Origin of the sequence: Streptomyces sp. NBC_00158 (assembly GCF_045160885.1) — a bacterium.
Classification (GTDB): Bacteria; Actinomycetota; Actinomycetes; order Streptomycetales; family Streptomycetaceae; genus Streptomyces.
The window spans coordinates 7,308,909-7,321,731 of record NZ_CP108161.1 but is presented as its reverse complement, the minus strand read 5'-3'; the positions used below and the strand labels follow the sequence as shown (position 1 = coordinate 7,321,731).

The window sequence follows — 12,823 nt, the reverse complement described above, 5'->3', positions numbered from 1 at the left end:
ACCCCGTGTGGTCGTGGACGTACCCGGCGCCCGGACCGTGGACGTGCCCGGGGCCGTGGGTGTGCGCGGGGCTGTGGCCGGGGCCGGGGTGGGTGTGGCCCGGCCCGTGAGCGTGGGCCTGCCCAGGGGCGTGGGTGTGGGCCGGGCCGTGCTCGTGCCCCGGGCCGTGGGTGTGGGTGTGACCGCCGTGGGTGTGCGGTTGGCGGGACATCACCGGGGTGTGGGGTGGAGTGCCTTCGGCGGTGCGGAGGCCATGGGAGAGGAGGAGGCCCAGGCCCTCGGCCGAGCGGGACGAGGTGCGGAGGACCTCCACCCCGGGGTTGACCCGCTGGACGTTGGCGCGGAAGGCCGCCTCGTCGAACTCCACCGCCTCCGCGATGTCCGTCTTGGTGATGACCACCAGCTGCGCGAGCCCGAAGGCGGTCGGGTACTTCAGCGGCTTGTCCTCGCCCTCGGTCACCGAGGCGAGCACCACGCGGAGGGACTCCCCGAGGTCGTACGAGGCGGGGCACACCAGGTTGCCGACGTTCTCGACGAAGAGCAGCCGGGTGTCCTCGGGGAGCCAGCCGTCGAGGTGGCGGCCCAGCATGTGGGCCTCCAGGTGGCAGAGGCCGTCGGTGAGGACCTGCTTGACCGGCACGCCCGAACGGGCCAGCCGTACCGCGTCGTTCTCCGTCGCCAGGTCGGCCGTCAGCGCGGCCACCGGCACGCCCCGCTCCCGGGCGAGGGTCAGTTCGCGTTCCAGCAGGGCCGTCTTCCCGCTGCCCGGGCTGGAGAGCAGGTTGACCACCGCCGTTCCGCGGGCGGTGAGTTCGTCACGCAGGGCCTGGGCGGCCCCGTCGTTCTTGGCGAGCACCGCCTGTCGCAGGTCGACCACTCGGCACACGGCTCAGGCCTCCTCGGGGATCGGTACGGGGGCGTCCTCCCAGACCACGCGGAGGATCCGCAGTTCGCGCCCCGTCAGGAGCTCCACGGCGGTGGCCTTCCCGCAGTCGGGGCAGCGCAGGTCGGGGGGCATGCCGACGGCCCACTCCCCCGTGCAGGACGCGCATCGGGCGCGGGCCGTCACGGTGCGGGTGACGAGCTCGGCGCCTTCGAGGGGCGTCGCGGTGCAGGCGAGGCCGAAGGAGAAGGCCAGCGCGTCGGGGACGACACCGGCCAGTTCCCCGATCTCCAGCTCCACGCGGCTCACGGAGCGTGCCGCTCCGGCCTGGGCCGCCTCCGCCACCTGGTCCACGACGGCCATGGCGATCGACATCTCGTGCATCGGACTCCGTCCTGCCGCGCCTCATTAGACCGGCGGGCCGGGTGCCCGGCGGACGGGCGCGCCGACGCACCGGGGACCCGTACGCCGTTCGGGCGGCGCGGACCCGGCGGTCACATGCGCCGGATGCGCAGGTAGCGCTTGAGGTCGGGGAGGACGGTCACCAGTACGGCGCCCAGTACGGCGGCCATGGTGAACGCGATGGCCTTCTTCATGGGGTTCTCCTCGGGAGCAGTTCCTGGACCATGCGTACGGCGTGCGGTACGGCGGCGGCCACGGGCGGGCTGAGGCCGATGCCCTCCTCGACGGTGGCGGGTTCGCAGCCGACGACGAGGGTGCGCCGGGGCGGGGTGGCGCCGGTGCCCGCGCAGAGGGTGTCGAGGAGGGCGAGGACGGTGTCGGGGGACATGTCGTGGCCGTCGAGCACCGCGTCGCCGGGGTCGAGGGGGCCGGTGCCGTCGGCCTCGATGAGGTGGAGGGTGCCGGGTGCGGAGCCCCGGGCGGTCGCGTCGACGAGGACGAGGGTGTCGTAGCCGTCGAGGAGCCGGTAGGCGAGGTGGACGCCGCGGACGCCGAAGTCGACGGCCTCCACCCCCTCGGGCAGCGGCTGCGCGGCCAGGGCGCGGACGGTCTCGACGCCGAAGCCGTCGTCGCCGAGGAAGACGTTGCCGATGCCGGCGACCAGGGTCCGGCCGTTCACTCGTCCTCCAGCGGGCTGACCTCGTCGGGCTGGAAGTACAGGAACCGGCCCTGTTCGCGGCGGATGTCCGCGCCGGGGTCCCCGTCGACGGTGACGGCGAGGTGCACTCCGCCGTCGACGTCGTGCAGGACGGCTTCGACGCGTGCGGCGCGGCCGCGCAGGAACAGGTCCTGGGCGTCGGTGCGGCGCAGGCCCGGCCGCAGCAGGACGCGGCTGCCGGGGCCGACGGAGCGGCCGTCGACGGTGATCCGTTCCGGTGCGGGTTCGGCGGCTGCCCCGTGGGCCGGGTCCCACCAGGGGGTGTCCGGGGTGAACACGTCCTCGGGGACGCCGGCGCGGTCCGGCTCCGGGTGGGTGATCTCGCGCAGGGCCCGGACGGCTCCGTGCAGGCGTTCCAGTACCTCGGGGGGCATGGAGTCGGCGAGGTCGACGACGGCGGCGGCGCGCGGGTCGGTGCCGCGGGCCTCGCGCTTCTCCTGGTCGGTGAGGGCGGCGGTGCGCAGGGCGAGGATCTCGTCGATCTCCAGGGCGTCGTACATGGCGCCGGCGCTCTCGGGGGCGATCGCGGCGTGGTCCTCCAGGATGATCGGGGAGGACAGGACCACGTCGGCGCGGCCCTCCTCCCCGGCGAGGACGGGCCAGGTGTGGCGGTTGTCGCAGCCGCGGACGGCGGGCCGGGCCCATTCGGGCGGGTCGGTCATGGAGAGGAAGGAGCCGGCGCTGAGCCCCAGCAGGAGGTGGGCGGCGACCAGGGACCGGGGCAGGGCGCTGTCGCGGCCGGCGCCGGGCGCGGGGGTCCACGTACCGGTGTTCTCGACCACGGCGGTGAGCCTCAAGGCCCGGTAGGGCACGTCGAGTTCCTCGGCCCGCAGCCGGACCTCGGCGTCGATCCGTTCGGCGCGCCGGACGAGGCGGCCGGCTTCGCGGCCGTCGGCGTCGAGGACGGGTTCGGTCTCCTCCTGGGCGGGGCGGACCAGGGGCAGGGTCACCTCGCCGGCCGCCAGCTGGGCGACGGGCACGGCCAGCTCGGCCTGTTCCTCGGTGCCCTCGTCCCAGGGGACGAGGACCCGGTCGGGCAGGTGCAGTTCGGGTACGGGCGCGAACGAGCCGTCGGCGAGGGCCTGTTCGACGGTGCGCCGCCAGGCCCGCAGGAAGCGGAGTTCGAGGTGGAGGACGGCCTCGCCCCTGGGTTCCATCACCAGCTCGGTGCGCTGGAAGGAGTGTTCGCCGTGCGCGGGGCCCCAGGCGGGCGGCACGAGGACGCCGAACTGCCAGCGCATCCGGTTCTTGGCGGCGGAGGCCCGGTAGGGGTACAGCACGTACCCCTCGAAGAGGACGGCGTCGGCCAGCTGCCGGGCGGCCGCGAAGCGGGTGTCCGGCGGGGAGGTGGTGGTCACGGGGCGGTCCTCCCGGCCAGCCGGTCGAGCAGTCCGGCGGCCCGGAGGGGTTCCGGCCCGTCGGTGGGGGACGGCGGGGTCGCGGCGGCGTCCAGGAGGGTGCGTACGGTCGACTCCCAGGAGGCGAGGGCGTGCCGCGAGCGGAAGGCGAGGAGCTCGTCCATGGTGTCGCGGGGCAGCCGCAGCCATCCGCAGCCGGGGAAGTGCTGTTCGATCATCTCCCGCCACACGGAGACGGGCATCCGGTACGTGGCCTCCCGGTCCCAGGGGACGGGTTCGACGCGGAAGCCGCCGGAGCCGGTGAAGGCCGTGCCGGAGAACAGCATGAGCAGCGGTACGTCGCCGTCCTCCAGGGCGTCGAAGTAGCGGGTGGCGGCGATGTCCATGTCGTAGGTGCAGGGCACGGGCACCTCGGTCTCGGTCTCCCCGGTGAAGCTCGGGACCATGACGGCGACCTGGGCGAACTGGACGGGCTGGAGGGTGGTGCCCCAGCGGGAGCGTTCGCCGAACAGGTCCTGGAGCGCGGCGGCCTCGCCGGGGCCGTAGCCGCGCCGGGCCGGTTCGATGCGCAGCTGGCAGCGCAGGGCGAGGGCGTGGACGCGGGTGGCGCCGGGGGCGCAGACGCGCAGCCGCAGCAGGAGGGTGGGTCCGGCCGCGTACGGGTCGGCGCGCACCCCGGTGCAGGTGAAGGTGAGGTCGGTCATGGCCGCGGCTCCCCTGCCGGTGCGGTGGCGGGCTGCCGGCCGGCGGGTACGGCGCGGCGTTCGACCTCGGCGAAGAAGGCGTCGAGGGCGGCGCGGGCTTCCGCCCCGCCGTCGAAGCCCTGCCACAGCAGTCTCATGCGGCCCACCAGTTCGTAGCAGATGTCGATGGGGACGAGATAGCAGGCGGTGCGGCCGTGGGTGCGGCGCAGCAGCAGTGCTTCGACGTCGGGCAGGAGGAGGGCGGCGAGCGGTCCGGCGTCGAGGACGCGCTGCCAGGTGGCGGGGTCGAGTTCGCTCTCGGTGGCTCCGGCCGGGCTGGGGTAGAGGGCGACGAGCCGGTCGAGGGCGGCGTTGCGGAAGAAGAAGGCGACGCCGACGGGGATCTGGAGGAGGTCCCAGGCCTCGTCGTCCCAGCGGTGGCCGGGGTCGGTCAGGTAGCGGTCGGGGACGGTGCGGAAGCGGCCCGCGCCCGCGCCGGGCCGGTCGAAGAGCAGGGAGCAGGGGGTGCAGGCGCAGACGAGGGCGCGCCGGTCGGTCTCCACGAGGTGGCGGTGGTCCGGGGCCACCGCCGTGCCGCACAGTTCGCAGGTCTCGGGGCGGGGGGCGCGGGGGCGGGTGAAGCGGCGCAGCCCCTGTGCGGGGGCGGGCCGCCGCGGGTCGGGGCTCACGGGACGCGCGCCGGGGCGTGGGGCCGGGTGGTGATCTGGAGCAGCGGGGGCGCCGGTGCGGCGGGGGCCAGTTCCACGGAGGTGACCTCGGGGGCGAAGGCGGCCACGACGTCCTCGATGCGCCGCAGGGTGTCCTCGGCGCCGCTGCCGCAGCCGCAGCCCGTATCGGGGGCGGTGCGCAGGCGCAGGGTGCCGTCGTCCTGGTCGTAGCCGGCGAGTTCGGCTTCGGGCAGGGAGTCCAGGGCGCGGGCGATGCGGGTGTGGACGTCCTCGGGGTGGAGGTCGTGGAGGGTCAGCAGGCTCGCGGTGTGCTCGTCCTCCAGGAGCGCGGCGAGGGGGTCGGCGCCGGGTGCGAGTGCGGTGAGCCGTTCCACGATGCGGCCGAGGCCGGCTCCGTAGAAGTCCATGAGTACGCGGACCAGTTCCTCGGCGGCCTCGTGGGTCTGCCGGTCGCCGGTGGCGGCGAGCCGGTCGAGCACCTCTTCGATCCGGCGGCCGGCCCGGAGCCCGTCGGCGGCGGCGGCGCTCATCCGCCCAGTCCGCTCAGGCCGGTGGGGACGTGCATGGACTTCACGGTCTTGCCGCCGCCGACGTACATGTGGACGCCGCAGGGCAGACAGGGGTCGAAGCTGCGGACGGCGCGCATGATGTCGATGCCCTTGAAGTTCTCCGGGGGGTTCTCCTCGAAGATGGGGGTGTTCTGGACGGCGTCCTCGTAGGGGCCGGGTGTGCCGTAGCTGTCGCGGACGCTGGCGTTCCAGGGGGTCGGCGGGTAGGGGTGGTAGTTGGCGATCTTCCCGTCGCGGATGACCATGTGGTGGGAGAGGACCCCGCGCACCGCCTCGGTGAAGCCGCAGCCGATGGACTCGTCCGGGACCTCGAACTTCTCCCAGGTCTGGCTGCGTCCTGCGCGGACCTCGGCCAGGCCCTTCTCGGCGCAGTGCAGGGCGATTCCGGCGGCGTACGCCTGGAAGTAGGTGCGGGCCCGGTTGCGTTCGAGGGCGTTGCTCCACTTGGGGATCCGCCACTCGAAGGTGGTCTCCGGCTTGGTCATGGTGCGGGGCAGGTTGATGACCACGCTGTGCCCGGTGGCCTTGACGTAGCCGACGTCGACCAGTCCGGACAGGGCGGTGGACCAGAGGCGGGCGATGGGGCCGCCGCCGGTGTCGAGGGCGAGGTGGTCCTTGCCGTCGAACCAGCGGGGGGACATCACCCAGCTGTACTTGTCGTCGAAGGCGCGCTTCTGCGGGGCGGGGATGGTGTGCTGGTTCCAGGGGTGGCGGGGGTCGACGGGATTGCCGAGGGGGTCGTGGGTGACGAACTGCTCCTGGCCCTCCCAGTCGTCGTAGTAGGAGCTGCCGAGGAGGATGCGGATGCCGAGGTTGATCTGCGTGAGGTCGTTGGTGACCAGCTTGCCGTCGACGACCACGCCCGGGGTGACGAACATCTTCCGTCCCCAGTCGGTCATGTTGGCGTAGGTGAAGTCGCAGTACTCGGGGTCGTTGAGGGCGCCCCAGCAGCCGAGGAGGACGCGGCGGCGGCCGACCTCCTCGTAGCCGGGCAGGGCCTCGTAGAAGAAGTCGAAGAGGTCGTCGTGGAGGGGGACGACCTTCTTCATGAACTCGACGTACCGCATGAGGCGGCTCATGTAGTCCGTGAAGAGCTGGACCGAGGCGACGGTGCCGACGCCGCCCGGGTAGAGGGTGGAGGGGTGCACGTGGCGGCCCTCCATCAGGCAGAACATCTCCCGGGTGTAGCGGCTGACCTGGAGGGCCTCGCGGTAGAACTCGCCCTCGATGGGGTTGAGGGAGCGCATGATGTCGGCGATGGTGCGGTAGCCGTGCTCGGCGGCGTGCGGGGACTCGGTGCGTTCGGCGAGTTCGAGGACGCCGGGGTTGGTCTCGCGGACCATCTTCTCGCAGTAGTCGACCCCGACCAGGTTCTCCTGGAAGATGTTGTGGTCGAACATGTACTCGGCGGATTCGCCGAGGTTGATGATCCACTCGCCGAGGTGCGGCGGCTTCACGCCGTAGGCCATGTTCTGCGCGTACACGGAGCAGGTGGCGTGGTTGTCACCGCAGATCCCGCAGATGCGGCTGGTGATGAAGTGCGCGTCGCGGGGGTCCTTGCCGCGCATGAAGACGCTGTACCCGCGGAAGACCGACGAGGTGCTGTAGCACTCCGCGACCCGCTTCTGCTTGAAGTCGATCTTCGTGTGGATGCCGAGGCTGCCCACGATCCGGGTGATCGGGTCCCAGGCCATCTCGACCAGCCCGCTGCCGTCGCCGGCCGCCTTCGTCTTCGGTGTCATCGTGTCTGCCGTGGCCCTTCGTGTGAGCGGGAGCGGGGTGTTCGTCGCGGCGGAGCGGAGGGGAGCGGGCGTGGGGCGGCCGTCACCGGGGCGGCCGTCACCAGGGCGGCCGTCACCAGGGCGGGCGGTAGCCGGTGGTGAGCTGCCGGCCCTTCTGGCGCCACTTGGGCTCCTTGTCCACGGTGTGGGTGGTGACCGCCCGGAGCCTGCGGATCACGGCTCCGTAGGCGCCGCTGGCCTTGGTGGAGAGGGTCGCGCCGGGCGGCTGGTCCATGAACGGCATGAACTTGTCGGGGAAGCCGGGCATGGTGCAGGCGATGCAGATGCCGCCGACGTTCGGGCAGCCGCCGATGCCGTTCATCCAGCCGCGCTTGGGGACGTTGCACTTGACGACCGGGCCCCAGCAGCCGAGCTTGACCAGGCACTTGGGCGAGTCGTAGGTGTGGGCGAAGTCGCCCTGCTCGTAGTAGCCGGCCCGGTCGCAGCCCTCGTGGACGGTCGCGCCGAACAGCCACGTCGGGCGCAGCTTGTCGTCCAGCGGGATCATCGGGGCGGATCCGGCCGCCTGGTAGAGCAGGTAGGTGAGGGTCTCGGAGAAGTTGTCCGGCTGGATGGGGCAGCCCGGGACGCACACGATCGGGATGCCGGCCTTGGACTTCCAGTCCCAGCCCAGGTAGTCGGGGACGCCCATGGCGCCGGTGGGGTTGCCCTCCATGGCGTGGATGCCGCCGTACGTGGCGCAGGTGCCGATGGCGACGACGGCCAGGGCCTTGGGGGCGAGCCGGTCGATCCACTCGCTGGTGGTGATGGGCTGTCCGGTCGCCGGGTCGTCGCCGAACCCGCACCAGTAGCCCTCGGGCTTGATCTTCTCGTTGGGGATCGATCCTTCGACGACCAGGACGAAGGGGTCGATCTCCCCGCGCTCGCCCTTGAAGAACCATTCGATGAAGGTGTCGGCGCCGCCGACCGGCCCGCACTCGAAGTCGATCAGCGGCCAGTGCACGGCGATCTTCGGCAGGCCGGGGAGCACTCCCGTGACGATCTCCTCGATGCTGGGCTGCATCGCGGCGGTCAGGGACACCGAGTCGCCGTCGCAGCTGAGGCCGGCGTTGATCCAGAGGATGTGGATCGGGGGGTCCTCTACCGCGCTGGGCGTTGCTGCATCCATGGGAGTGCTCCTTGGGGAGGGATGCGGGAGGGATGGGCTCGGGGCCCGGGGAGGTGCCCCACCCTTCTTGCTAGCAGGGCCGCGGTCCCGCCGCCCTGTCGGAGGGGGCCGGTCCAGTGACGGGGGGCCTGCGCGAGGGCAGGGGCGCGGTGTGCCGGCCGGGTACGGGGCGTGCCAGGTGCGGCGGGGTCCGGTCGGCGGGCTCCTTGCGCACGAAGGCGCGGCGCAGCGCGTGGTAGGGCGCCGCCGGGTCCTGGAAGGTCTCCCGCATCCGGGCCAGCTCGGCCTCCCGGTGGGCGGCGAGCGGGGTGGCGGCCTCGTCCCGGTCGCGGCGGGCCTTCTTGCGGGCGATGGCGGCCTGGGTGGCGGGCGAGGCCGCGAGGCGGACCGCGAGGCGGGCGGTCTCCTCGGCGAACTCCCGCGGGCCGCAGGTGAGGGTACGGTCGGTCAGGCCGAGGCGGCGGGCGGCGGCGGCGCTGAGCGGCAGGGCGTCGGCCATCAGCCGTTCGGCCACGCCGGTGCCGGTCCGGCGGGGCAGGGTGTAGGTCCAGTACTCGGATCCGTACAGCCCCATGAGGCGGTAGTGCGGGTTCAGGACGGCGCCGGACCTGCACCAGACCTCGTCGGCGGCGAGGGCGAGCATGGCCCCGCCGGCGGCGGCGTTGCCCGCGACGGCGGCGACGACGAGCCGGTCGGTGGTGGTCAGGACCGCCTCCACCAGGTCGTCCATGGCGGTGATGTTGGCCCAGGACTCGGCGGCGGGGTCGGGGGCCGCCTCGATGACGCCGAGGTGGATGCCGTTGGAGAAGAAGTCGCGGGTGCCGCCGAGGACGAGGACGGAGGTGGGGCGGGAGCAGGCCTCGCGGTAGGCGGCGAGCAGGCGGCGGCAGTGGCCGGTGCTCATGGCGCCGCCGGGGAAGGAGAAGGTCAGGAAGCCGGCGCCGCCCCGTTCCCGGTAGCCGATGTCGGTCCAGGTGCGGGTGCCCGCCGGGGGGCCGCCGAGCGGGGCGGGGACCTCGGGGAGGGCGGGCAGCCGGTCCCCGAGGGCGAGGACGGCGGGCAGCTTGACGGGGGCGGGTTCGCCGGGGGCGCGTTTGGCGCGCAGTTCGGGGATCCACACGGCGCCGTCGCGGGTGGCGCGGCAGACGGCTCCGGCCCGGGTGGCGAGCAGCCGGCCGGGGGCGCCGCGGAGGGTGTCCTCGGGGTGGCCGCCGTGCAGGAACCACTGGCCGCCGAGGAGGTCGTCGAGGACGCCGGGCCGGGAGTCGGCGGCGCGCAGGGCGCGTACGACGGTGTCGGTGGTGTCGTGGTCCCAGTCGATCCGGCGGTGCGGCTGGCGCAGGTAGGGGCGGGCGGTGGCGGGGCCCTGCGGGGTGGGGACGTGGGTGCCGGAGGCGAAGCGCTCGACGGCGAGGAGGACGGCGGCGAGGGCCGCGTCGGAGACCTCTCCGCGGTAGGCGTCGCTCTTGCCGACGGGCGGGAGCGCGCATTCGGCGCTCGCCCACACGTCGCCGGCGTCCATCTCCTCGTCGGCCTGCAGGACGGTGACGCCCCACCGGGTCCGGTCCTCGGTGACGGCCCAGTCCAGCGAGGAGGGGCCGCGGTCGCCGACGGGTCCGGGGTGCACGATCAGGCAGGTGTACGCGGACCAGACCTCGCGGGGTACGGCGGTCTTCAGCATCGGCGCGACGACGAGGTCCGGGTGGTGGCGGCGGACGGTGGCGGCGAGGTCCGTGCCGGGCAGGGCGAGTTCGAACGTCACGCTGTGGCCGTGGTCCCGCAGTTCGGCGTGGACCCGTTGGGTGAGGCTGTTGAAGGCGCTCGCGACGAGCAGGACGTGCACGTGATCTCCCAGGCGTCCGGAGCCCCGCGACCGGCGGGCGGTGCGGGTACGGCCGCTGGCGATCGTGGGCCCGCGCCCGGCGTCGCGGGCCGAAGCCCGGCAGTGGTGTCACCCGTAAGGGGGTCCCGGGGCCCGCCACCTGGTGGATCGGCGGTTCCGCTCAGCGGCCGTCGCTCTCGCGCTCCGGGCGGGGGCGGTACGGGGGCACGTGCGGGCGGACCTGTTCCTCGCGCCCGATGCCGGGGCGCTGCCGCTTCGCGGTGTGGCCGTCGGCATCGGCGTCCGGGGTGGTGTCCCCGGGACGGTGGGCCGCGCGGTCCGGGTCCTCGTCCGCCGTCCTAGCGGGCGGGGTCCGTGACCAGCGGTGCTGCCTGTGCTCGCTCATGTCGTGCTCCTCGTCTTGCGGGGCTGCGCGGCCTCCTCGGTGTCTTCGGCGTCCCCGGCGTCCTCGTCCTCCTCGGAGGTGTAGCGGATCCGGGCCCACAGGGGCAGCGCGTACCAGCAGAGCAGGTACCAGGCGACGACGGCGGAAACCAGCCACGGCACGAGGGTGTGGGGGGCCGCGACCCGCAGGACGAGGAAGAGCGCCGAGGTACAGGTGGCCAGCAGCAGGAGGATGCCGGTGAAGGTGAGGCGCGAGGCCCAGAGCACCGCCTCCGGCTTGATCCGGCGCCCGGAGACGATCCGGTGGAAGGAGACGGGGCCGATGAGGGCGCCGGTGGCCAGGGAGCCGAGGACGACCGTGGCGGTGTAGATCGCCTTGTCGGTTTCGGCCAGTCCCTGGAAGTGCGGGGTGAAGGCGACCGTGAGCAGGAATCCGAAGAGGATCTGCACCCCGGTCTGTGCGACCCGGATCTCCTGGATCAGCTCCTGCCACTGCCGGTCCGCCCGTTCGTCCGCGCTCTCGTCGCGTCCTTCGGACCTCTGTCGCGGCATACGACCCTCCTCCGTCCACCCCGGCGCCTGCCCGGGGGACGGCCGGCCAACCCTCCCCCGGCCGGCCGCCCCTCCGGGGCCGCCCGGAGGGGGCGCCGGCCCCGGAAACAAACCGGACGCCCTCTATGCCCTACCGGCCGGTAAGTTCAGCCCGTCGACCATTCCTGCACATTCTTTTTCTCCGCCCTTTACCCGAACCATGGATTCCGACCATGTGATCGGGGTCACAGGGGCATTTCCTGGACAGCCCGATGTGGATCAAGTTTCGATATGGCCTGCGCGGCCGACGATCTCGGCCCGCGACCACGGGGAATTTCCCGAATCCTGTCGTCGGCAACGGCGCTTGACGAGGAGTGGGGGCGTGTCAGTGACCCTGGCGTGCGCAAGAGGAAGAATCACGGAGCACGTTCGCGTCCACCCGGACCGCGTTGCGGCAGGCCGATGCTGAGCCGACTGCTCCCGCCCGCCGGACCGGCACGCGTCCTCACCGGCATCACCCTGGTGCACACCCTGGGGCAGGGCCTCTGGATGGCGCTGAACGCCATCTTCGCGACGGCCGTGCTCGGGCTCTCGCCCGGCCGGTTCGCCATCGGCGTCGGCGTCGCCGCCGGTATCGCGCTCCTGGTCAGCACCCCGACCGGACACCTGGCCGACCGCGTCGGCCCGCGCTCCGTGCAGATCTGGTCCTTCATCGCCCTCGGCCCGCTCACCGCGGCCCTGCTCGCGGTGCAGGGCTTCACCTCGTACCTGCTGGTGGTGAGCGCGCAGGCGGTCGCCTACAGCGCCAGCCGCAGCGCCCGCATGGCCATGGTCGCAGGGCTCGTGCCGCCGCAGGACCGGGTCCCGGTCCGCGCCTACCTGCGGGCCACCGGCAACGTCAGCGTCTCGGTGGGCGCGGCCCTGGCCGGCCTGCTGCTCGCCGCCGACTCGGTACGGGCCTACGAGGCGGCCGTCGTCTTCAACGCCTCCACCTACCTGGCCGCGGGGCTGCTCACCCTGCTGCTGCCCGCGGTGGCGGCGCAGCCGGCCCGGCCGGGACCGGCCCTGACGGTACTGCGGGACCGCCCCTACCTGACGTTCACGGTGCTGGACGGCCTGCTGTCCATGCACAACCTGCTGCTCGACGTCGTCCTGCCGCTGTGGGTGCTGCACCGGACGAACGCACCGCGCTGGATGATCGCGGCGATCCTGCTGACCAACACGGTCGCCGTGGTCCTGCTCCAGGTCAGGGCCGCGCGCGGGACCGACGAGCCGGGCGCGGCGGCCAGGGCCTCGCGGTCCGGGGCGCTGTGCCTGGCGGTCGCCTGCGTGGTCTTCTCCTTCAGCGGCGGGGTCTCCGCCACGGTCGCCGGGGCACTGCTGCTGCTCGGGGCCCTGGCCCACGTCCTGGGCGAGATCCGACAGTCCGCGGGCAGCTGGGGGATGTCGTTCGCGCTGGCGCCCGAGCACGCCCAGGGGCAGTACCAGGGCACGTACGCGATGGGTTCGGACCTGGGCAAGATGATCGCCCCGGCGCTGCTGACCTGGCTCGCCGTCGACCACGGCAGCCTCGGCTGGCTGGTCATGGCCCTCGGGTTCGCGCTGGCCGGAGCCGCCATGCCGCGCATCTCCGACTGGGCCCGGCGGGGCCGGGAAGCCGCCCCGGACGCCGTCGCGGCGTGACGGGCCCCGCCCCGCACCTCCTTTCCGTCCGAATTCTCCGCCATTCATTTCCCTGTTCCCGTTCCGGTGTTTTTCCGCGCCGCCGCACCTTTTCCGTGTGGTGAATTCCCTGCCACAACACAATTCGATCGCGCGGGGTCCGTACATGTGCGCCGTGCGCGTATTCGGCA

General features: G+C 73.3%; 13 protein-coding genes and 1 pseudogene. 1 reads left to right on the top strand and 13 read right to left on the bottom strand.

Features of this window, described 5'->3' with window-relative positions; all coding sequences use genetic code 11:
- Nucleotides 1-55: 55 nt before the first annotated feature.
- The 13 genes and pseudogenes from hypB to OG553_RS33435 all read right to left on the bottom strand — a co-directional run.
- Nucleotides 56-886, bottom strand: a pseudogene (hypB, locus tag OG553_RS33495) (hydrogenase nickel incorporation protein HypB); the annotation flags it as partial.
- Between the two features lie 3 nt (nucleotides 887-889).
- The gene (locus OG553_RS33490) at nucleotides 890-1,267 is read right to left on the bottom strand and encodes a hydrogenase maturation nickel metallochaperone HypA (RefSeq protein WP_405982599.1); all 378 of its coding nucleotides are present in this window, start codon (nucleotides 1,265-1,267) and stop codon (nucleotides 890-892) included.
- 110 nt (nucleotides 1,268-1,377) lie between these two features.
- On the bottom strand, nucleotides 1,378-1,479 hold the full coding sequence (locus OG553_RS33485; protein WP_405982598.1) for a DUF6893 family small protein: 102 nt from the start codon (nucleotides 1,477-1,479) through the stop codon (nucleotides 1,378-1,380).
- Entirely contained in the window at nucleotides 1,476-1,964 is a 489-nt protein-coding gene (locus OG553_RS33480; RefSeq protein ID WP_405982597.1) for a hydrogenase maturation protease, read from the bottom strand. Before OG553_RS33480 ends, OG553_RS33485 begins: the two co-directional genes overlap by 4 nt.
- Nucleotides 1,961-3,361, bottom strand: coding sequence for a hypothetical protein (locus OG553_RS33475; RefSeq protein WP_405982596.1), 1,401 nt, complete (start codon nucleotides 3,359-3,361; stop codon nucleotides 1,961-1,963). Before OG553_RS33475 ends, OG553_RS33480 begins: the two co-directional genes overlap by 4 nt.
- On the bottom strand, nucleotides 3,358-4,065 hold the full coding sequence (locus tag OG553_RS33470) for a DUF6084 family protein (protein WP_405982595.1): 708 nt from the start codon (nucleotides 4,063-4,065) through the stop codon (nucleotides 3,358-3,360). Before OG553_RS33470 ends, OG553_RS33475 begins: the two co-directional genes overlap by 4 nt.
- Nucleotides 4,062-4,733 carry a DUF5947 family protein gene (locus OG553_RS33465; RefSeq protein WP_405982594.1) on the bottom strand — a complete coding sequence of 224 codons (672 nt, stop codon included), beginning with the start codon at nucleotides 4,731-4,733 and terminating at the stop codon, nucleotides 4,062-4,064. The genes OG553_RS33470 and OG553_RS33465 overlap by 4 nt, the downstream gene beginning before the upstream one ends.
- A complete protein-coding gene (locus OG553_RS33460; protein ID WP_405982593.1) occupies nucleotides 4,730-5,263 on the bottom strand; it encodes a hypothetical protein in 534 nt (177 codons plus the stop codon). The genes OG553_RS33465 and OG553_RS33460 overlap by 4 nt, the downstream gene beginning before the upstream one ends.
- On the bottom strand, nucleotides 5,260-7,044 hold the full coding sequence (locus OG553_RS33455) for a nickel-dependent hydrogenase large subunit (protein ID WP_405982592.1): 1,785 nt from the start codon (nucleotides 7,042-7,044) through the stop codon (nucleotides 5,260-5,262). The genes OG553_RS33460 and OG553_RS33455 overlap by 4 nt, the downstream gene beginning before the upstream one ends.
- Nucleotides 7,045-7,156: 112 nt before the next feature.
- On the bottom strand, nucleotides 7,157-8,212 hold the full coding sequence (locus OG553_RS33450; protein ID WP_405982591.1) for a hydrogenase expression protein HypE: 1,056 nt from the start codon (nucleotides 8,210-8,212) through the stop codon (nucleotides 7,157-7,159).
- A gap of 70 nt (nucleotides 8,213-8,282) precedes the next feature.
- Entirely contained in the window at nucleotides 8,283-10,055 is a 1,773-nt protein-coding gene (locus tag OG553_RS33445) for an enoyl-CoA hydratase-related protein (protein WP_405982590.1), read from the bottom strand.
- Nucleotides 10,056-10,215: 160 nt separating this feature from the next.
- Nucleotides 10,216-10,440 carry a hypothetical protein gene (locus OG553_RS33440; protein WP_405982589.1) on the bottom strand — a complete coding sequence of 75 codons (225 nt, stop codon included), beginning with the start codon at nucleotides 10,438-10,440 and terminating at the stop codon, nucleotides 10,216-10,218.
- Nucleotides 10,437-10,991: a DUF6328 family protein gene (locus OG553_RS33435; RefSeq protein WP_405982588.1), complete on the bottom strand. Its 555-nt coding sequence runs from the start codon at nucleotides 10,989-10,991 to the stop codon at nucleotides 10,437-10,439. The genes OG553_RS33440 and OG553_RS33435 overlap by 4 nt, the downstream gene beginning before the upstream one ends.
- A 441-nt stretch (nucleotides 10,992-11,432) precedes the next feature.
- On the opposite strand from OG553_RS33435, the gene OG553_RS33430 reads away from it, so the two are divergent.
- A complete protein-coding gene (locus OG553_RS33430; protein ID WP_405982587.1) occupies nucleotides 11,433-12,653 on the top strand; it encodes an MFS transporter in 1,221 nt (406 codons plus the stop codon).
- The last annotated feature ends 170 nt before the right edge of the window (nucleotides 12,654-12,823 follow it).

What these genes read in the sequence shown, in the direction of transcription:
- OG553_RS33430 (WP_405982587.1), top strand. Translation starts at nt 11,433, where the DNA reads ATGCTGAGCCGACTGCTCCCGCCCGCCGGACCGGCACGCGTCCTCACC.
- OG553_RS33450 (WP_405982591.1), bottom strand. Translation starts at nt 8,212, where the DNA reads ATGGATGCAGCAACGCCCAGCGCGGTAGAGGACCCCCCGATCCACATC.
- OG553_RS33440 (WP_405982589.1), bottom strand. Translation starts at nt 10,440, where the DNA reads ATGAGCGAGCACAGGCAGCACCGCTGGTCACGGACCCCGCCCGCTAGG.
- OG553_RS33435 (WP_405982588.1), bottom strand. Translation starts at nt 10,991, where the DNA reads ATGCCGCGACAGAGGTCCGAAGGACGCGACGAGAGCGCGGACGAACGG.
- OG553_RS33455 (WP_405982592.1), bottom strand. Translation starts at nt 7,044, where the DNA reads ATGACACCGAAGACGAAGGCGGCCGGCGACGGCAGCGGGCTGGTCGAG.
- OG553_RS33485 (WP_405982598.1), bottom strand. Translation starts at nt 1,479, where the DNA reads ATGAAGAAGGCCATCGCGTTCACCATGGCCGCCGTACTGGGCGCCGTA.
- OG553_RS33460 (WP_405982593.1), bottom strand. Translation starts at nt 5,263, where the DNA reads ATGAGCGCCGCCGCCGCCGACGGGCTCCGGGCCGGCCGCCGGATCGAA.
- OG553_RS33490 (WP_405982599.1), bottom strand. Translation starts at nt 1,267, where the DNA reads ATGCACGAGATGTCGATCGCCATGGCCGTCGTGGACCAGGTGGCGGAG.
- OG553_RS33470 (WP_405982595.1), bottom strand. Translation starts at nt 4,065, where the DNA reads ATGACCGACCTCACCTTCACCTGCACCGGGGTGCGCGCCGACCCGTAC.